Source organism: Dryocola mayonis, from assembly GCF_051307045.1.
Classification (GTDB): Bacteria; Pseudomonadota; Gammaproteobacteria; order Enterobacterales; family Enterobacteriaceae; genus Dryocola.
In genome coordinates this window covers 1,668,269-1,687,058 of record NZ_CP150452.1, presented here as the reverse complement: position 1 = coordinate 1,687,058, position 18,790 = coordinate 1,668,269, and the positions used below count along the sequence as shown (strand labels likewise).

Sequence of the window (18,790 nt, the reverse complement as noted above, 5' to 3'; positions counted from 1 at the left end):
GGCTTATGGCCGGTTTTTTTTATGCTGCGTCGTTACGCTACAAACGCCTCTTATCGAGGCAGCGCCTTCAGAATCTTCATCGTCGCATCCACGTCGATTTCATCTTCTGAGAAAATGTGCGTGGTGCCCTGGAAGGTGGTGACCGCAAGCTTCTTAAGCTTGCGCATCTCATCGGCCTTCTTCTCCTGTTTCGGACGAATGCTGTTCATCAGCAGACCGACCGACAGCACCGCGTTCTCTTTATCAATCTTCGTATCCGCGGGCACCTCTTCGCTGTAGACCAGGAAAGATTTGATGGAGGTAATCTTAATGCGCTCGCCGGCGATAAAGATGTATTTGCTTTCCGGCTCCACTTTCACCGCGTAGGCCGACAGGCCTTTATTATTGGTGGTCGGCTCAAAGGTCACCGCGGCATCTTTTTTGATCAGCTCAGGATTGGCGACTTTAATCACGTGGAAATAACGGTTATCGCCGTTTTCATCTTTGATAAAACCAAAACCTTTTTCTTCAAACCAGGTTGTGATTGTCCCGTTCATCGCTTTACCGCCTAATTATTCGTTCAACATGTCAAATTTTGCAGCGCGCAGTGTAATGCAGAACCTCGGCCTTCTCTACAATATTAGTAGCGCGGATGCGCATAAGCCGCATCCGCCGCCTGAAAAACTCATACCGTGCGTCTGGCGAAGTCCTTCACCTTAAAGCCCAGCACCATCAGCGTTGCGAAATAGGCGAGTATCCCGGCCGCCACCACCGCCATCAGACGCAGCAGGCGATACGGCATATTGCCGATATCCCAGGCGGGCATGATATGCATCATGCCCAGCAGCACGGCGGACATCACGATCACCGCCGCGAACAGACGCCACAGAAACGCAGCCCAGCCCGGCTGAGGCTGGAAGATGTCCTGCTTGCGTAGCTGCCAGTACAGCAGGCTGGCGTTGAGGCAGGCGGCCAGGCCGATGGACAGCGACAGACCGGCATGTTTCAAGGGGCCGATAAACGCAAGGTTCATCACCTGGGTAAGGATTAAGGTGACAATCGCGATTTTGACCGGCGTCTTAATATCCTGGCGCGAGTAAAAACCCGGGGCTAATACCTTCACCACAATCAGCCCCATCAGCCCCACCGAGTAGGCCACCAGCGCGCGCTGGGTCATGGCCGCGTCAAAAGCGGTGAATTTGCCGTACTGAAACAGGGAAACGGTAAGGGGTTTTGCCAGAATGCCTAACGCCACCGCGCTCGGCAGCGCCAGCACGAAGCACAGGCGCAAGCCCCAGTCCATCAACCGCGAATATTCATCGTGATTGCCGCTGGCGAAACTTTTGGCAAGCGACGGCAGCAGGATGGTGCCCAGGGCCACGCCCAGCACGCCGGACGGAAACTCCATCAGACGGTCCGCGTAATACATCCAGGACACCGAGCCGGAAGCGAGGAACGAAGCGAAAATAGTGTTGATGATCAGTGAAATCTGGCTGACGGACACGCCCAGAATAGCCGGGCCCATCTGCCTGATGACGCGCATCGCGCCCGCGTCTTTCAGATTGATGCGCGGCAGCACCAGCATGCCGATTTTTTTCAGATGCGGAAGCTGATAGGCCAGCTGCAGCACGCCGCCCACGGTAACCGCCCAGGCGAGCGCAAGGATCGGCGGATGAAAGTGCGGCGCGGCGAAGAGCGCGAAGCCAATCATGCTGAGGTTAAGGAACGTAGGCGCAAACGCCGGAACGGAGAAACGGTTCCAGGTATTGAGTATCGCCCCGACCAAAGACGCAAGGGAGATCAGCAGGATATAGGGAAAGGTAATGCGTAAAAGGCTGGACGTCAGCGCAAATTTATCCGCCGTGTCGGCAAAGCCGGGAGCCGTGACCAGAATAACCCAGGGCGCGGCAATCATGCCGATTACCGTGACAACGGCCAGCGCCAGGGTAAGCAGTCCTGAAACATAAGAGACGAACACGCGGGTTGCGTCTTCGCCCTGCTTGCTTTTGTACTCTGCCAGAATCGGCACGAACGCCTGTGAAAACGCCCCTTCGGCAAAGATTCGACGCAGCAAATTCGGCAGTTTGAACGCCACAAAAAAGGCATCCGTCGCCATCCCTGCCCCAAAAACCCTTGCCACAATGGCGTCGCGTGCAAATCCGAGCACGCGTGAAAACATGGTCATCGAGCTGACGGCGGCCAGCGATTTTAAGAGATTCATTTATTATGTTGTTCCACAAACATCAACGCCTGCGGCGCAGGCGTTTTCAGGGGCATCAAGATTCTGCAGCGTAGTCTACCGATACGCCGCCGAATTACTACCCTCAGTTGTTACCGGTTTATTCGCTCATCGCCTCGCGCCAGAGCTTTTCCACCACTCTTTGCGCCAGCAGCGCCTGTTCGCCGGAAGTTTCAGGAACCGTCTGATTTGCCACGCTTTCAAGGAAGTGACGCGCGCAGCCAGCAAAACCACGCTGTTCAAGGGTGCTCTGCCAGCCGGCGACGGGACGAGTCACCACGCCCGCCCCGCACTCCTCACGCCATTCGCGCATGTCCGTTACGTCATACAGCCCGCCGTCGGTCACGGCCTGCACCCACTCGCGCTGGCTTCCGGCGCGACGATGCATGCTGGTGGTAATCTGCAGATGATCTTTGGCGAAATGGTGCTCGGCAAACAGCATTTCGCCTTGATCATTAGTCAGCAGCGCGCCGCTTTGCAGCTGCGCCTCGCCGCCCGCCAGCCACAGCGCGGTATCCACCACGTGCAGATAGTCATCAAGCAGGGTAAAACGCAGATCTTTTGGCCCGACGCTGTCGGTGCGGTGTTTATCCATGCGCAGGGAGGCGCCCGTCGCCAGCTTCGCTTTTAGCTCCTGATAGAGCGGTGAAAAGCGGCGGTTGAATCCCACCATCAGGGTGCGTTTTTTACCTGCGGCAAGCTCCACCAGCCTTTCGGCATCCGCCAGATTCTCCGCCAGCGGTTTATCCACGCAGACGTTGACGCCCGCCTGCAGCAGCTCGCTGACCACCGCAAAATGGGTGCTGGTGGCGCTGTGAACAAATACCGCGTCGCACTGGGCGGCAAGATCGGCAAGCGAAGAAACATAAGGAATACGGTACGTCTCGCAGATCTTCTGCGCTTTTTCTTTCGTTGGGGAGAATGCTCCCTGCAGCGTCCAGTCGCTGGCGGCGCTTAATACCGGCAGCCACGCTTTTTGCGCGATGCCGCCGAGGCCCGACTACGCCTACCCTAAGTTTGGTCATCTTTTATTCTCCCAGATGTGCGAGCAGTGAATCGAGGCGCTGTTTTAACTCCGCCACTTCGGTTTCAAGCCGTTCAACGCGCGCAGCCAGATCTTCGCCAGGTTCCGCCAGGGCGTCGGCGACGGCGGCCTGGGCCTCCACTTCACCGCTGAACAGATGCATATAGCGGCTTTCGCGTTTACCCGGCTCACGCGGCAGGCGCACCACAAAAGGACCATCATCACGACCGGCCAGCGTTTCGAGGGTCGCCTCAACCTGCGCCATATCGCTAAATTCATGCATTCTTGCGGCGCGGCTGCGCAGCTCGCCCGGCGTCTGGGCGCCGCGCAGCAGCAGCGTGGTCACCACGGCGACCTCCGCCGGCGTGAGTTTGAGGTCGCCAAACTCAGAGTTGCAGAAGCGCTGTTCGTATTTGGTTACGCGATTGCCAAAGCCGCTTACGGTGCGCAGAAAGTGGCGCCTGACCAGGTTATCCAGCGTGTCCTGCACCTCATGCTCTTTAAGATCCATGACCGGTTCGCGGTTGGTTTTCTGATTGCAGGCGGTCACCACGCCGTTAACGGACATGGGGTACTGTTCCGGCGTGGTGACCTGTTTTTCCATCAGGCTGCCCACCACGCGCGCTTCTACCGCGGTTAACTGATATTTCATTTCACTTCCTCAACGACCGGGGGTCCAGATTTTTGTCGTCAGCGCCGTCAGGACATGGTCCCGCCAGACGCCGTCAATCAGCAGATAGTCTTTGGCATAGCCTTCTTTTTCAAAGCCCAGGCGCGCGAGCAGGTCGCCGCTGCGCTGGTTATGCGGCATATAGTTCGCCATGATGCGGTGAATATGCTGGCTGCGCTGCATATAGCGAATCGCGGAGGTCAGGGCTTCAAACATCAGCCCCTGCCCCTGCCACTTTTCACCCAGCGAATAGCCGAGATAACAGGCGTGGAACGAGCCGCGCACGACGTTTGAGAAATTCGCCACGCCGCGAATCTCTTTTTCTTCTTCGTCGAGCAGGGCGAAATAATAGGCGCTGCCGGCTTTGTGCATTTCATTGATCATGCCAAGGCGGGCCTGCCAGCCCGAGGGGTAACAGTGGCTGTCATCGCGGACGGGTTCCCAGGGCTTTAAAAACAGACGGTTTTCAGAGTAATAATCGGCCAGGCGCCAGGCATCCCGGTCATAGACCAGACGCACCACCAGCCTGTCGGTTGTTAAACGCACTTTCGGCACGTTACTGCGGTAACCAAACATCTTCCCCTACTCCTCACATCCCACGATTTACCAGCCCATGTTAATTACTATACCTGCGCCGGCAGGAGGAAGGAAAACAACAGCATGCAGATTTTTCGCCGCGTCATAATTTTTTCGATGAAAGGGTTCAATCGAAGCTGCGGAACGATAAAAAAATATTGTCGCCCGCCACCGTGTCAAAAAATGTAAAGACAAGAGAGAATGGATTCCTGTCACATTTTCAGGATTCCCTGGAGGGGAGATGTCGCGGGTGGCGCAGGCAAGGAGCCTGGGTAAATATTTCCTGTTGCTCGATAACATGCTGGTGGTATTAGGCTTCTTCGTGGTGTTCCCTTTAATCTCTATTCGTTTCGTCGATCAGATGGGCTGGGCGGCGCTGATGGTGGGTATCGCCCTGGGCCTGCGGCAGCTTACCCAGCAAGGGCTGGGCATTTTCGGCGGCGCGATTGCCGACCGACTGGGCGCCAAACCGATGATCGTCACCGGCATGCTGCTGCGCGCGGCAGGTTTTGCGCTGATGGGGATCGCCCATGAACCCTGGGTGCTGTGGCTCTCCTGCTTTATCTCAGCCATCGGCGGCACGCTCTTTGACCCGCCCCGCGCGGCGTTAGTGGTGAAGCTTGTGCGCCCGCACCAGCGCGGACGCTTCTTCTCGCTGCTGATGATGCAGGACAGCGCGGGCGCGGTAATCGGCGCGCTGCTGGGCAGCTGGCTGTTGCAGTATGATTTTCGTCTCGTGTGCGCCGCAGGCGCGGTGATGTTCATTATCTGCGCGGCGGTTAACGCCTGGCTGCTGCCCGCCTATAAGCTTTCGACTATCCGCACGCCGATGCTTGAAGGCATGGGACGCGTGCTGCGCGACAAACGCTTTGTGACCTACGTGCTGACGCTCGCCGGCTATTACATGCTGGCCGTGCAGGTAATGCTGATGCTGCCCATTATGGTCAACGAAATTGCCGGCACGCCGTCGGCGGTAAAATGGATGTACGCCATTGAGGCTGCGCTTTCGTTAACTTTGCTCTACCCCATCGCCCGCTGGAGCGAAAAGCGCTTTCGCCTTGAGCAGCGCCTGATGGCCGGCCTGCTGCTGATGACGCTGGCGATGCTGCCCGTCGGCCTGACCAGCAATTTACAGCAGCTGTTTACCCTGATCTGCGTGTTCTATATCGGCTCGATCATTGCTGAGCCTGCCCGCGAAACGCTTGGCGCATCCCTCGCGGATTCCAGGGCGCGCGGAAGCTATATGGGATTCAGCCGGCTGGGGCTTGCCATCGGCGGCGCCTTTGGTTACGCGGGCGGCGGCTGGCTTTTTGACGCCGGCAAAAGCCTCAGCCGGCCCGAACTGCCGTGGGTGATGCTGGGGATCGTTGGCTTTATCACGCTGCTGGCTTTATGGTGGCAGTTCAGCCTGAAACCCGTCGCGCCCTCGATGCTGGAGCCCGGCGCTTAGTTTGCGGGCTCAGGCGTTCTCTTCCATACTGAATGGTTAACGGATTTAGTCCGCCACTGGTAAATGGAGGAGAACGTGAAATTATATATTTACGAGCACTGCCCGTTCTGCGTGAAGGCGCGCATGATTTTTGGGCTGAAGAATATCCCCGTTGAGCTTAACGTGCTGGCAAACGACGACGAAGCCACGCCGACGAAAATGGTCGGCAAGAAAGTGGCGCCGATTCTGCAAAAAGACGATAGCCGTTACCTGCCGGAAAGCATGGATATCGTGCACTATATCGACAAGCTTGATGGCAAACCGCTGCTGACCGGCCCAACCAACGCGGCCATCGGCGAATGGCTGCGTCAGGTAAACACCTACGTGCAGCACCTGCTGCTGCCGCGCATCGCAAAAGCGCCTTTCGATGAGTTTGAAACCCCCGAAGCGCGCGCCTATTTCACCAAAAAGAAAGAGGCGATGATCGGCTCGTTCGAGGAGCATCTTGCGCACTCGCCCGGACTTATTAAGAAAATAAGCGATGATTTACGCAAGCTCGATAAGCTCATCGTGCAGCCAAATGCCGTCAACGGCGAGCTGTCTGAAGACGATATTCAGCTGTTCCCGCTGCTGCGTAACCTGACGCTGGTGGCCGGCATTGAGTACCCAAGCAGGGTCAGGGACTATCGTGACAATATGGCGAAACAAACGCAGGTCAACCTGCTCTCCTCCATCGCCATTTAATTTATTGCGGTATTTATAAAACCAACGGTCAGCCCAAACAGGCTGACCGTTTTATGACTTACGGCTGGCTACAGGCCTTTCTGATCCATCAGAACCGCCAGGTCAACCAGACGGTTTGAGAAGGCCCATTCGTTGTCATACCAGGCGAGGATCTTCACCAGGTTGCCTCCGATGACCAGCGTGGAAAGCCCGTCGATAATAGATGAGCGCGCATCGCCCTGATAATCGCTCGACACCAGCGGCTCTTCGCTGTAGCCCAGAATGCCCTTCAGCGGGCCGGATTCCGACGCTTTACGGAAAGCGGCGTTCACCTCATCCGCCGTTACCTCGCGCTTTAAGGTGACGGTCAGATCGACTATCGACACCACCGGCACCGGGACGCGCAGGGAATAACCGGTCAGGCGCCCTTCCAGTTCGGGAATAACTTTCCCCAGCGCTTTAGCGGCGCCGCTGGAATAAGGCACGATAGAGAGCGCGGCTGCGCGTGCGCCGCGCAGATCTTTTTCCGGCTGGTCATGCAGCGCCTGGCTGTTGGTATAGGCGTGAGTGGTGTTCATCAGGCCGTGCTCGATGCCGAAACTCTGATGCAGCACCTGCGCCGCCGGCGCCAGGCCGTTGGTGGTGCAGCTGCCGTTGCTGACAACTTTATGTAAAGCCGGATCGTACTGCTCGTGATTGACGCCCATCACCACCGTGATGTCATCATTTTTACCGGGAGCCGAGAGAATCACGCGTTTCGCGCCGCCCTGGGTAATATGCGCTTGCGCTTTGGCTTTATCCGTGAAGAACCCGGTGGCCTCGATGACCAGCTCAACGCCGACGCTGCTCCAGGGAATCGCGCCCGGATCCCTTTCGCTGAAGACCCGAATGGCCTGGCCGTCAAGCAGCAGCTGGCCTTCGGACGCCTCAACGCTTGCGGCCAGCGTCCCCTGCAGGGAGTCGTATTTCAGCAGATGCGCGAGCGTTTTGCTGTCGGTGAGATCGTTGATAGCCACAACCTGGAAATCGTTACGGCCCAATGCGGCGCGCAGCACGTTTCTGCCGATTCTGCCAAACCCGTTAATGCCTACTTTGACCATGATTTACTCCTTGTTGAGTTGTCTGCAGTCAGAGTAAGGCGAAGGTTTGATGGCGTAAACGACGATAAAGGATCAATTTACGCCATATTGCGTGCAGCAAAACGTTCCCGGTAATCGGAGGGGGTGAGCTGGAGGTTGCGCTCAAAAACGCGACGCAGATTAAGGCCGTTGCCAAAGCCGGTAACCGCCGCGATATGCTCAAGCTTGTCGGAGCTTTGCTCAAGGTGCTGGCGGGCGGCGTTCAGGCGAACCTCTTCGACATATCTGGCCGGGCTGACGCCGGTTTCGCGAGTAAAAACTCGTGTGAAGTTACGCGGACTCATGGCCACGCGCCCGGCCAACGCCTCGACCGACAGATCGCCGGAGAGATTTTCAAGGATCCAGCATTGCAGATCGCGAATCGGTCCGGGAGTGCTGGCCTGGGTAAGCAGAAAACGGCTGAACTGCGACTGCCCGCCGGGCCTGCGCAGAAACATCACCAAATCCTGCGCCACCTCGCGGGCTACGGTAAAGCCGTGGTCGTCCTCAACCAGTGCCAGCGTGAGATCGAAACCCGAGCTGACGCCCGCCGAGGTCCAGATATGGCCATCCTGAATATAGATAGGCCCTTTCTCAACGCTGACCCGGGGAAACGCTTCCTGCAGCTCTTCAAGCAAACGCCAGTGGGTGGTGGCGCGGTGCCCGTCAAGCAGGCCCGCTGCGGCCAGCAGCAAAGCGCCGCCGCAGACGGAGACGATACGACGGATGTTTGGAGCCGCCCGGCGCATCCACTCCACCACCGCCTCCCTTTCTTCCACGTTGTTTCCCCTGCCGGTGATCATAACCGTATCGCGCGGCAGGCTGGGATCCAGCTCTGCCAGCCGATAGTCGGCCAGCAGGTTTAAACCCGACCCGCCGTGGACCACGCGGTGCCGCTGGGTAGTGGCGATCGTCACCTGATAGAGCGGCGTAAGGGAGTCCTTCTGCCGCAGACGATTTGCCTGCGTAAGAATATCGGCGATGCCCGTAGGCTCGAATAACATGCCCCCGTCGGGGACAATAATCAGAAAGGTATGCATGTCCTTAAAATACAAAAAAGGCAAAATAAGTCAAGAAGGACCGCCCGGAGAACGCCGCGGTTTCAGCCTTTTCCTGTAGCACGGCTTGCGCTGGTGCGTCATGCTGCTTTGTGTCACGATTTGACGCCAAAGCAGGATGTTGAGGAACTCCATGAAGAAAATTATTTTTGCGGCCGCGCTGGTACTGAGCGGATTAGTCGTCGGCTGCAATCAGCTTACCCAGTACACCGTCAGCGAACAGGAAATTAACCAGGCGCTGGCCAGGCATAATAACTTCTCTAAAAATATCGGCCTGCCGGGCGTTGCCGATGCGCATATCGTGCTGACCAATCTCAATTCGCAAATCGGCCGCGAAGAGGCGAACAAAGTGACGCTGACCGGCGATGCGAAGCTGGACATGACCTCCCTGTTCGGCAATCAGAAAGCGAACATCAAACTTAAGCTCAAAGCCCTGCCCGCCTTTAACAAAGAAAAAGGCGCCATCTATCTGCAGGAGATGGAGGTGGTCGATGCCACCGTCGAGCCGGAAAAAATGCAGACCCTTTTGCAGACCATCATTCCCTATCTGAACCAGTCGCTGCGCAGCTACTTCAACCAGCAGCCCGCTTATATCCTGAGCGAGGACAGAAATTCTGGCGAAGCGATGGCGAAGAAGTACGCGAAGGGTCTGGAAGTGAAGCCCGGCGAAATCGTTATTCCCTTTATCAACTAATTGACGCCGTTCAGGGCAAGGGCCTTCATGCCCTGAACGCTCTTCCTGGCAAAAGCCGCAACAAAGGCGTGCAAACGAAAACGATTACGCCTATCCTTAGTGCCCGGCATAAAACCAGCCCAAAGTTGACTGATTTTCCCTTCCAGCCGGAGCACTTTCATGACCCTATTACCTCAGGTATTAAAAATCCGCCGCCCAGACGACTGGCACGTTCATCTTCGTGATGGAGAGATGTTGAAAACCGTGGTGCCCGCGACCTCTGGAACCTATGGCCGCGCGATTGTGATGCCTAACCTGGTGCCGCCGATTACCACCGTGGAAGCCGCTATCGCGTATCGCCAGCGCATTCTGGACGCGGTGCCGCAGGGCCATAACTTCGACCCCCTGATGACCTGCTATCTGACGGATTCGCTGGACGCGAACGAAGTTGAGCGCGGCTTCAACGAAGGCGTGTTTACCGCCGCCAAGCTCTATCCGGCGAATGCCACCACCAACTCCAGCCACGGCGTGACCAGCACCGCGGCGATTATGCCTGTCCTTGAGCGGATGCAGAAAATTGGCATGCCGCTGCTGATCCACGGCGAGGTCACGCAGGCTGAAATCGATATTTTTGACCGTGAAGCGCGCTTTATTGAAACCGTCATGGAGCCGCTGCGCCGGCAGCTGCCGGGCCTGAAGGTGGTATTCGAACATATCACCACCAAAGACGCGGCGCAGTACGTGCAGGAAGGCAATGCTCTGCTGGGCGCGACCATTACCCCGCAGCATCTGATGTTCAACCGCAACCATATGCTGGTTGGCGGCGTGCGCCCGCACCTGTACTGCCTGCCGATCCTGAAACGCAGCGTTCACCAGCAAGCCTTACGCGCGCTGGTGGCGAGCGGCTGTGAGCGCGTCTTCCTGGGCACCGACTCCGCGCCTCACGCGCGCCATCGTAAAGAGGCGAGCTGCGGTTGCGCAGGCTGCTTCAATGCCCCTTCAGCCCTGGGCGCGTATGCGACCGTCTTTGAAGAGCTGAACGCGTTCGAGCATTTCGAAGCCTTCGCCTCCCTCAACGGCCCGCGTTTCTATGGTCTGCCGGTGAACGAGGAGACTATCGAACTGGTGCGCGAGCCGGTGCTGATCCCCGAAACCATCGCCACCAGCGACGACTGTATCGTGCCGTTCCTTGCCGGCGAACAGGTTGCCTGGTCGGTAAAAGCATAAATATTTCACGCCCCCTGTTGCAGGATGCACGTTAAGACTGTATAAATAAACAGTATATTGTACAGGGGGTTGTTATGCGTATTGAAGTGACCATTGCTAAAACCACGCAGTTACCGCCGGGCGCCGTTGACGCTCTGGCTCAGGAATTAACTCGCCGTATTACCCAGCATTTCCCGGAAACCAACAGCCATGTCCAGGTGCGCTATGCCGCGGGCAACAACCTTTCCGTTTTGGGCGGGGCCCAAAGAAGATAAAGACCGCATCAGCGAAATTCTCCAGGAAACCTGGGAGAGCGCCGATGACTGGTTTTCCGCAGATTAAATAAAAATTATCCCTCGTAGTTCTTTTTTGCCGGGTGTCGCCATCCGGTTTTTTTCATTTCTCCTGCCCCTGCGCGTTTATTTTTAAGGCACTATTCTGATTGCTATCGCGATTTGACGTAATTATTCGAATCAGCTGCCGTTTTATTGTTCAATTAAGCTCATGCAGATGAAAAAAGTGTTGCAGGGTATTTATTTCCTCCGCGAAATAGCTTAATCATTGATATACTTAACTGGCTTCACATTTAACAAGCATTGAACCTCGCCAGCCGTTGTCTTAAACACACGCACATAAGGGGTTATGATGGAAAAAAATAGTGATGTAATTCAGACCCATCCCCTTGTCGGATGGGACATCAGCACCGTAGACAGCTACGATGCGCTGATGCTGCGCCTGCACTACCTGACGTCAAATAAACAGAAGGTTGATGAAACAGAGATCGGTCAGACGTTATGGTTAACCACGGATGTTGCCCGGCAGTTTATTTCTATTTTAGAGGCCGGCATCGCAAAAATTGAATCCAGTGAATACCAGGTAAACGATCATCGTAAGCATTGATTGTCGATGCTACAGCTAAGAATCCAAGGCACCCTCGAGGTGCCTTTTTTATTTTTACGCCGCGTTTAATTGCCTGCTACTGGAGAATTAATTACTCTGCTAGTGATATTTCCAGGAGTTGAGAAAAGCGACATGCATTATGATCTTATCATCGTGGGCAGCGGTTCCGTCGGGGCTGCGGCCGGCTGCTATGCCACCCACTCCGGCCTGAAGGTTTTGATGATCGACAGCGCCCATCCGCCCCACCAGCAGGGCAGCCACCATGGCGACACCCGGCTGATGCGTCATGCCTATGGCGAAGGGGAAAAGTATGTGCCGCTGGTGCTGCGCGCCCAGAAGCTGTGGGATGCGCTGGAGCAGATCGGCGGCGAAAAACTCTTCCACCGCACCGGGGTTATCAACCTCGGTCCTGAGAATTCAGCGTTTATCTCTAATGTACAAAGCAGCGCGGAAAAATTCTCCTTGCCCCTTGCGAAGTTAGACGCCGCGGCCGTCATGGCGCGCTGGCCGAATATCAGCGTGCCCGAAGGCTACGTGGGCCTGTTTGAGCCGGACTCCGGCGTCCTGCGCAGCGAGCTCGCCGTCGCCACCTATATTCGCCTGGCAAAACAGGGCGGATGCGCCCAGCTGTTCAACTGCGCGGTAACGGCCATTCGCCATACGGATGACGGCGCGGTCGTTGAAACGGCCGAAGGTGAATTCACCGCCGACAAGCTTCTGGTAAGCGCGGGGACCTGGGTGACTAAACTGCTGCCGGAGTTGCCCGTCACGCCGGTACGCAAGATTTTCGCATGGCACCAGGCGGACGGCCGTTACAGCGAGGAGAACCGCTTCCCGGCTTTTACCGGCGAAATGCCGGACGGCAGCCAGTACTACGGTTTCCCGTCGCAGGACAACGAGCTGAAAATCGGCAGGCACGACGGCGGCCAGACGATTAGCGGGCCGGAACAGCGTAAACCCTTTGGTTCAGTAGCAAGCGACGGCAGCGAGGTCTTCGGCTTTTTGCGTAAGTTTCTGCCCGGCGTGGGCGTCTGCCTGCACGGCGCAGCCTGTACCTATGACAACTCCCCGGATGAGGATTTTATTATCGACACCCTGCCCGGCCACGACAATACGCTGGTTATCACCGGCCTTAGCGGACACGGCTTTAAATTTGCCTCCGTGCTGGGTGAAATTGCCTGCCGGTTTGCCCAGGGCAAAGCTGTAGATTTCGATCTTTCTCCCTTCTCCCTTTCCCGCTTTCGCTGATAAGTGAGCAGGGCTTGCCGGACGCGCGAAGCCCTGTTTTTTACTGGAGAGTTTATGAGCCGGCTTATTCATTTTCTCATCAATAACATTCGCGAGCATTTAATCCTGTACCTGTTTTTATGGACCCTGCTGGCCCTTCTTGACCTTGCTTATATATATTTCTATTGAGCTTATACGCAGCCTGCATATTGACATTAACTGACACTTCACTGAACTAAATATATATTTAGTGCAAATAATTAGATAGAGATGGATTAAATCACAGCCGTTAAAATCTCTTTCTTATTACGTACAAAAGCTAAAAACACCCCATTTCGTTCTTTTCCGATGAATATCATCCCGTTTTTTCAATCAATTTTTTCGATGATGATATTTATTCTCTTTTTCGATCCTGTTTTTGGTTGCAATAAAGTTAAGCGCCGGTTTATGTTCTGACTATTATTCCTTATCTTCAGGCGCATAATTATGCAATGGCGTAACTCACCCGAGCGTTACGGACACCTTTCGGTGCTTATTCACTGGCTGGTGGCGCTCACCGTTTACGGTATGTTCGGCCTCGGCCTGTGGATGGTGACCCTCGGCTATTACGACGGCTGGTACCACAAAGCTCCGGAGCTGCACAAAAGCATCGGCATGGTGCTCCTGCTGGTGATGGTTATCCGCGTGCTGTGGCGTTTTATCTCCCCGCCTCCTCCTTCGCTTGCGGGTTACACGCGCCTGACGCGTATCAGCGCGCTGGCCGCGCACCTGCTGCTTTATCTGCTGCTTTTCGCCATCTTGATCAGCGGTTATCTGATTTCCACGGCGGACGGCAAACCCATCAGCGTGTTTGGCCTGTTCGACGTGCCCGCAACGCTCAGCGATTTTGGCGCGCAGGCCGATCTTGCCGGAACGCTGCACCTTTGGCTGGCATGGGGGGTGGTTATCCTCTCGCTTCTTCATGGCCTTGCCGCGCTTAAACACCACTTTATTGATAAAGACGTCACCCTCATGCGGATGCTGGGGAAATCTTCTCGTTAACTATGGAGCGAATGATGATGAAAAAAAGCCTGCTGGGCATCGCCTTGGGCGCGCTGGTGTTTACCACCGGCTCTGCGGCTGCCGCCGACTACAAAATTGACAAGCAGGGCCAGCACGCCTTCGTCAATTTCCGTATCCAGCATCTGGGCTATAGCTGGCTGTACGGGACTTTCCGTGATTTCGACGGGACTTTTACCTTCGATGAGAAAAATCCTGCCGCCGATAAGGTCAACGTCACCATCAACACCACCAGCGTCGACACCAACCACGCCGAGCGGGATAAGCATTTACGCAGCGCTGAATTCCTCAACGTAACCAAATTCCCGCAGGCGACATTTGTCTCCACCGCGGTGAAAAAGGACGGCGACGAGCTCGATATCACCGGCAATTTGACGCTTAACGGCGTAACGAAGCCGGTCACGCTCGAAGCGAAGCTGATTGGCCAGGGGGACGATCCCTGGGGCGGCGTGCGCGCAGGTTTTGCAGCGGAAGGGAAAATTCGTCTGAAGGACTTTAATATCACCACCGATCTGGGACCTGCGTCTCAGGAAGTGGATCTGATTATTTCTGTCGAAGGCGTTCGTCAGTAGGCGAAATAAATGTCTCCCGCTAACGGGAGACATTGCTTTTATTCCGGGTCCGGGATCCCAAGCGTGGTGTTGAGCGCGCCACGAGACTTATTAAAGATTTTATTGCCGTTTTCACGCCCGGCGCGACGACGACGCTGCTCTTCCGGCGAAAGCGCAAGCTCCTCTTTGCACACTTCGCTGCAGCAGCCGTGGAATTTTTCGGCGCAGCCAGGACATTGAATAAACAGCAAATGGCAGCCGTCGTTTTTACAGTTGGTATGGCTGTCGCACGGGGCGCCGCACTGATGACAGTGCGCAATCACATCGTCCGAAATTCGCTCGCCCATTCGCTCGTCAAAGACGAAGTTTTTGCCGACGAAGCGTACCGGAATGCCCTGCTCGCGGGCGCGACGGGCATATTCAATAATCCCGCCTTCAATGTGATAGACGTTCCTGAAGCCGTTATGACGCATCCAGGCGCTGGCTTTTTCGCAGCGGATGCCGCCGGTACAGTACATGACGATTTTTTTGTCTTTATCGTCCTGCAGCATATCCACGGCTTTCGGAAGCTGCTCGCGGAAGGTGTCCGCCGGGATTTCCATGGCGTTCTGGAAATGGCCCACTTCGTACTCATAGTGGTTGCGCATATCGATAAACACCGCGTCAGGATCGTCCAGCATGCTGTTCACTTCGGCCGCCATGAGGTATTCACCCACGTCGCTGGCGTCGAAAGTCGGATCCTCGATGCCGTCCGCAACGATACGGTCGCGCACCTTCATCCGCAGCACCCAGAACGACTTACCGTCGTCGTCCAGCGCCACGTTCAGACGGAGGTTATCCAGCGCCGGATGGAAGGCATACAGCGTTTCGCGGAACGCCTGCACGCGGCTTTGCGGCACGCTGATTTGGGCATTGATCCCTTCGCGGGCCAGATAAACGCGGCCAAATACGTCCAGCGCGACAAAGGCCTTGTAGAGCGCATCGCGGGTGGTCTGCGGTTCATCAATAGTGAAATATTTATAGAATGAGATAGTGGTGCGCGGCTCGGTTTCGGCCAGCATGCGCTCACGCAGTTCCTCATTCGATATGCGGTTATGTAACACTGGCATGGTGTTCGCTCGGCAATCGTTGAAAGAAAAAGTGGCCCGCATCATAAAGCAATTAACGTTAATTTACATCCCTGGGTTTTGCGCTACATTTTCCTCAACCACTGGCATAAAGAACAACATTTGGTGAATTATCAGGCATTCTGCCGCCGTTAATTTTGGCTAAACATTAAAAAATGTCACAATAGCCCATCAAGAAGATCCGGCATTTGCCGTCACTAAGGTTTGACATGACGAACTTACCGCAATTCTCGCGCGCACTGCTTCATCCTCGCTATTGGGGAACCTGGTTTGGAATTGGCTTGCTCTATTTAATTACCCTGCTGCCCTACCCTGTTATTTATCGCCTCGGACGTGGGCTTGGACATTTAGCGCTGAGATTTATGAAACGCCGCGCCAGGATCACGCGCCGCAATCTCGAGCTGGCTTTTCCGCACAAAAGCCATGAAGAACGCGAAGCGATTCTGGTTAAAAACTTTGAGTCCGTGGGGCTGGGGCTGATGGAAACCGGCATCGCCTGGTTCTGGCCAACCTGGCGTATTCGCCGCTGGTGCGACGTCAGCGGCGTAGATCAGATCCACGCGGTGCAGGAGGCAAAGCGCGGCGTGCTGCTGATCGGCATCCATTTCCTGACCCTGGAGCTCGGCGCCCGCATGTTCGGCATGAACACGCCCGGCATCGGCGTCTATCGTCCCAATGACAACGCGCTGCTCGACTGGCTGCAAACCTGGGGCCGCATGCGTTCGAACAAGAGCATGATCGATCGTAAGGATCTGAAGGGGATGATCCGCGCCCTGAAGCAGGGGGAAATTATCTGGTACGCTCCCGACCATGACTATGGCCCGCGCGGGAGCGTTTTTGTTCCCTTCTTCGGCGTAGATGAAGCCGCCACCACTTCCGGGACCTATACGCTCGCGCGCATGTCCGGCGCGGCCATTGTACCTATGGTGCCGCGCAGAAAGCCCAACGGCCGGGGATACGAACTGATTATCCTGCCCGCCGAGTTTTCACCGCCTCTGGAAACGCCTGAGGGCACGGCTATATGGATGAATAAGATCATCGAAGAGTGCATCATGATGGCGCCGGAGCAGTACATGTGGCTCCATCGCCGTTTCAAAACGCGCCCTGAAGGGGTGCCTTCCCGTTACAAATAAGCTACTTATGTTTTCTCCTTCGCCAGGAGGAGGAAACCCTTTCCTTTAGCTAAAAAAGCTTTCCGGTTTGCCTCTTTCCGCGCATCAGGCGCATACTTAGCAGGGTAATATTTTCTCTTTCCAGCTTTTCCGCGCTGGTTTTTCCTGATTATCTGGAGCGTTATGACTCTCCCTGAGAGCAGCATTAACTGGAAGCGCAATCTCACCGTCGCCTGGCTGGGATGCTTTCTGACAGGCGCAGCCTTTAGTCTTGTGATGCCCTTCCTGCCCCTTTATGTCGAACTGCTCGGCGTGACCGGCCATAGCGCCCTGAATATGTGGTCGGGGCTGGTATTTAGCATCACCTTCCTGTTTTCCGCCATCGCCTCGCCTTTCTGGGGCGGCCTTGCCGATCGCAAAGGGCGCAAAATTATGCTGCTGCGCTCGGCGCTGGGGATGGCCATCGTGATGGTGCTGATGGGATTCGCGCAGACTATCTGGCAGTTTCTCGCCCTGCGGGCGCTGCTGGGTTTGTTAGGCGGCTTTGTGCCCAATGCTAACGCGCTGATCGCAACCCAGGTGCCGCGCAACAAAAGCGGATGGGCGCTGGGGACGCTCTCAACCGGCGGCGTAAGCGGCGCGTTGCTGGGGCCCTTAATCGGCGGCCTGCTGGCGGACAGCTACGGCCTGCGCCCGGTATTTTTCATTACCGCTGCGGTGCTGTTCACCTGCTTTATTCTGACCTTTTTCTGTATTCGTGAAGCCTTCACCCCGGTGCCTAAAAAAGACATGCTTCACGCCCGCCAGGTGCTTACCTCGCTAAAAAATCCTCGCCTGGTGCTGAGCCTGTTCGTCACGACGATGATTATCCAGGTGGCCACGGGCTCCATCGCGCCTATTCTTACCCTGTATGTGCGGGACCTTGCCGGCAGCGTCAGCAACCTTGCGTTTATCAGCGGGATGATTGCCTCGGTGCCGGGAGTGGCGGCCCTTATCAGCGCGCCGCGGCTGGGTAAACTTGGCGACCGCATCGGGCCGGAGAAAATTCTTATCTGCGCGCTGGCGATCTCCGTAGCGCTGCTGATCCCGATGTCTTTGGTGCAAAACCCGTGGCAGCTTGGCGTCCTGCGCTTTTTACTGGGCGCGGCGGACGGCGCGCTGCTGCCGGCGGTGCAGACGCTGCTGGTCTATAACGCCAGCAATCAGATTGCCGGCCGCATTTTTAGCTATAACCAGTCCTTCCGCGATATCGGCAACGTTACCGGTCCGTTAATCGGCGCCGCCGTTTCAGCCAACTACGGCTTCCGAACGGTCTTTATCGTTACGGCAAGCGTCGTTTTGTTCAACGCGTTTTATTCCTGGATTAGCCTGCGCAGCCGGCCGGAGAGGATCCGCATTCCCGGCGATTCCTAGCTTAATTTATCGTCAGTTAAATTCTCATACTTGCAACTTTGCGAACAACGGCAACAATTAACATGAAATCGCTACGGAGCGCCCGCTCCCTGACCTCTGCCATAAGGAGATTTTCATGAGCATGTACGCAACGCTGGAAGAAGCCATTGATGCCGCACGAGAATTATTCCTCGCCGACCACCCGGAGGTGGATGAAGAGACTGCCAACGTACAGCAGCTCAATATCCAGAAATATATCCTGCAGGATGGCGATATCATGTGGCAGGCGGAATTCTTTGCTGATGACAGCGAAACCGGTGAATGTTTACCAGTGCTGAGCGGAGAGGCCCGCACAAAGCGTCTTTGACGGTGAATATGAGGATATAGAGCTGCGTCAGGAATGGCTTGAGGAAAACACGCTGCACGAATGGGATGAAGGGGAGTTCCAGCTGGAGCCGCCTTTGGATACCGAAGAAGGCCGCGCCGCAGCCGATGAATGGGATGAACGGTAACGGTTACTCGTAAGGGCCGTGGCTGGCATCGATGGGCAGCAGCAGGGTGTCGAAGACCAGCGAGAACGGCAGGTCCAGCACCGTGATATAACGCCAGGCGCTATCACGCACGTCCCACTGCACGCCGGGGTAATACTGATTTCCATGCCCCTGTCCCGGCACCGCACGGCTGATAATGCTGCCGCAGCCGCTCAGCGCGCAGGCCACCATAATGA

The 18,790-nt window shown here is 56.0% G+C and carries 19 protein-coding genes and 3 pseudogenes; 13 read left to right on the top strand and 9 right to left on the bottom strand.

What is annotated here, in order from left to right; translation table 11 throughout:
* Positions 1–50: 50 nt before the first annotated feature.
* The 5 genes and pseudogenes from WLO32_RS08185 to rimJ all read right to left on the bottom strand — a co-directional run bounded on the left by WLO32_RS08185 (position 51) and on the right by rimJ (position 4,488).
* The gene (locus WLO32_RS08185; protein WP_435947890.1) at positions 51–536 is read right to left on the bottom strand and encodes a cold-shock protein; all 486 of its coding nucleotides are present in this window, start codon (positions 534–536) and stop codon (positions 51–53) included.
* A 128-nt stretch (positions 537–664) separates the two neighbouring features.
* A complete protein-coding gene (gene murJ, locus WLO32_RS08180; protein WP_435947889.1) occupies positions 665–2,200 on the bottom strand; it encodes a murein biosynthesis integral membrane protein MurJ in 1,536 nt (511 codons plus the stop codon).
* A 118-nt stretch (positions 2,201–2,318) separates the two neighbouring features.
* Positions 2,319–3,243, bottom strand: a pseudogene (locus WLO32_RS08175) (Gfo/Idh/MocA family protein).
* Between the two features lie 3 nt (positions 3,244–3,246).
* The gene (locus tag WLO32_RS08170; RefSeq protein WP_435947888.1) at positions 3,247–3,894 is read right to left on the bottom strand and encodes a YceH family protein; all 648 of its coding nucleotides are present in this window, start codon (positions 3,892–3,894) and stop codon (positions 3,247–3,249) included.
* 9 nt (positions 3,895–3,903) lie between these two features.
* Positions 3,904–4,488, bottom strand: a complete 585-nt coding sequence (rimJ, locus tag WLO32_RS08165) for a ribosomal protein S5-alanine N-acetyltransferase (RefSeq protein WP_121267784.1) — start codon at positions 4,486–4,488, stop codon at positions 3,904–3,906.
* Positions 4,489–4,729: 241 nt separating this feature from the next.
* Here rimJ and mdtH point away from each other — a divergent pair, with 241 nt between their 5' ends.
* Positions 4,730–5,938 (top strand): multidrug efflux MFS transporter MdtH, encoded by a 1,209-nt coding sequence (gene mdtH / locus WLO32_RS08160; RefSeq protein WP_435947887.1) that lies wholly within the window; start codon positions 4,730–4,732, stop codon positions 5,936–5,938.
* A 75-nt stretch (positions 5,939–6,013) separates the two neighbouring features.
* Entirely contained in the window at positions 6,014–6,661 is a 648-nt protein-coding gene (gene grxB / locus WLO32_RS08155) for a glutaredoxin 2 (protein ID WP_435947886.1), read from the top strand.
* A gap of 68 nt (positions 6,662–6,729) precedes the next feature.
* Here grxB and gap read toward each other — a convergent pair whose 3' ends face one another.
* Together gap and WLO32_RS08145 are read right to left on the bottom strand one after the other, a co-directional pair.
* Entirely contained in the window at positions 6,730–7,740 is a 1,011-nt protein-coding gene (gene gap / locus WLO32_RS08150; RefSeq protein ID WP_435947885.1) for a type I glyceraldehyde-3-phosphate dehydrogenase, read from the bottom strand.
* Positions 7,741–7,817: 77 nt separating this feature from the next.
* Positions 7,818–8,798 carry a GlxA family transcriptional regulator gene (locus WLO32_RS08145; protein ID WP_435947884.1) on the bottom strand — a complete coding sequence of 327 codons (981 nt, stop codon included), beginning with the start codon at positions 8,796–8,798 and terminating at the stop codon, positions 7,818–7,820.
* 151 nt (positions 8,799–8,949) lie between these two features.
* Here WLO32_RS08145 and WLO32_RS08140 point away from each other — a divergent pair, with 151 nt between their 5' ends.
* From WLO32_RS08140 to WLO32_RS08105, 8 genes and pseudogenes are all read left to right on the top strand, one after another.
* Positions 8,950–9,510 (top strand): lipoprotein, encoded by a 561-nt coding sequence (locus WLO32_RS08140; protein WP_435947883.1) that lies wholly within the window; start codon positions 8,950–8,952, stop codon positions 9,508–9,510.
* A gap of 159 nt (positions 9,511–9,669) precedes the next feature.
* A complete protein-coding gene (gene pyrC / locus WLO32_RS08135) occupies positions 9,670–10,716 on the top strand; it encodes a dihydroorotase (protein WP_435947882.1) in 1,047 nt (348 codons plus the stop codon).
* Between the two features lie 74 nt (positions 10,717–10,790).
* Positions 10,791–11,037, top strand: a pseudogene (dinI, locus tag WLO32_RS08130) (DNA damage-inducible protein I).
* A gap of 303 nt (positions 11,038–11,340) precedes the next feature.
* Positions 11,341–11,595 (top strand): biofilm formation regulator BssS, encoded by a 255-nt coding sequence (gene bssS, locus WLO32_RS08125; RefSeq protein WP_121267777.1) that lies wholly within the window; start codon positions 11,341–11,343, stop codon positions 11,593–11,595.
* 132 nt (positions 11,596–11,727) lie between these two features.
* Positions 11,728–12,843 (top strand): N-methyl-L-tryptophan oxidase, encoded by a 1,116-nt coding sequence (gene solA, locus WLO32_RS08120; protein WP_435947881.1) that lies wholly within the window; start codon positions 11,728–11,730, stop codon positions 12,841–12,843.
* A gap of 54 nt (positions 12,844–12,897) precedes the next feature.
* Positions 12,898–13,011: a DUF2770 family protein gene (locus WLO32_RS08115; protein ID WP_435947880.1), complete on the top strand. Its 114-nt coding sequence runs from the start codon at positions 12,898–12,900 to the stop codon at positions 13,009–13,011.
* A gap of 297 nt (positions 13,012–13,308) precedes the next feature.
* Positions 13,309–13,863 (top strand): cytochrome b, encoded by a 555-nt coding sequence (locus WLO32_RS08110; protein ID WP_435947879.1) that lies wholly within the window; start codon positions 13,309–13,311, stop codon positions 13,861–13,863.
* Between the two features lie 17 nt (positions 13,864–13,880).
* Positions 13,881–14,453: a YceI family protein gene (locus WLO32_RS08105; protein ID WP_435948266.1), complete on the top strand. Its 573-nt coding sequence runs from the start codon at positions 13,881–13,883 to the stop codon at positions 14,451–14,453.
* A gap of 38 nt (positions 14,454–14,491) precedes the next feature.
* Here the strand turns inward: WLO32_RS08105 and trhO are convergent, their stop codons facing one another.
* Positions 14,492–15,541, bottom strand: a complete 1,050-nt coding sequence (gene trhO, locus WLO32_RS08100) for an oxygen-dependent tRNA uridine(34) hydroxylase TrhO (protein WP_435947878.1) — start codon at positions 15,539–15,541, stop codon at positions 14,492–14,494.
* 227 nt (positions 15,542–15,768) lie between these two features.
* Here trhO and WLO32_RS08095 point away from each other — a divergent pair, with 227 nt between their 5' ends.
* From WLO32_RS08095 to WLO32_RS08085, 3 genes and pseudogenes are all read left to right on the top strand, one after another.
* Positions 15,769–16,692, top strand: a complete 924-nt coding sequence (locus tag WLO32_RS08095) for a Kdo(2)-lipid IV(A) acyltransferase (RefSeq protein WP_435947877.1) — start codon at positions 15,769–15,771, stop codon at positions 16,690–16,692.
* A 162-nt stretch (positions 16,693–16,854) separates the two neighbouring features.
* Complete coding sequence (gene mdtG / locus WLO32_RS08090) at positions 16,855–18,084, top strand: multidrug efflux MFS transporter MdtG (RefSeq protein WP_435947876.1); 1,230 nt, start codon at positions 16,855–16,857, stop codon at positions 18,082–18,084.
* A 115-nt stretch (positions 18,085–18,199) separates the two neighbouring features.
* Positions 18,200–18,575: pseudogene (locus tag WLO32_RS08085) on the top strand (MysB family protein).
* 3 nt (positions 18,576–18,578) lie between these two features.
* Here the strand turns inward: WLO32_RS08085 and WLO32_RS08080 are convergent.
* Positions 18,579–18,785, bottom strand: a complete 207-nt coding sequence (locus WLO32_RS08080) for a YceK/YidQ family lipoprotein (RefSeq protein WP_435948265.1) — start codon at positions 18,783–18,785, stop codon at positions 18,579–18,581.
* Positions 18,786–18,790 lie beyond the last annotated feature (5 nt).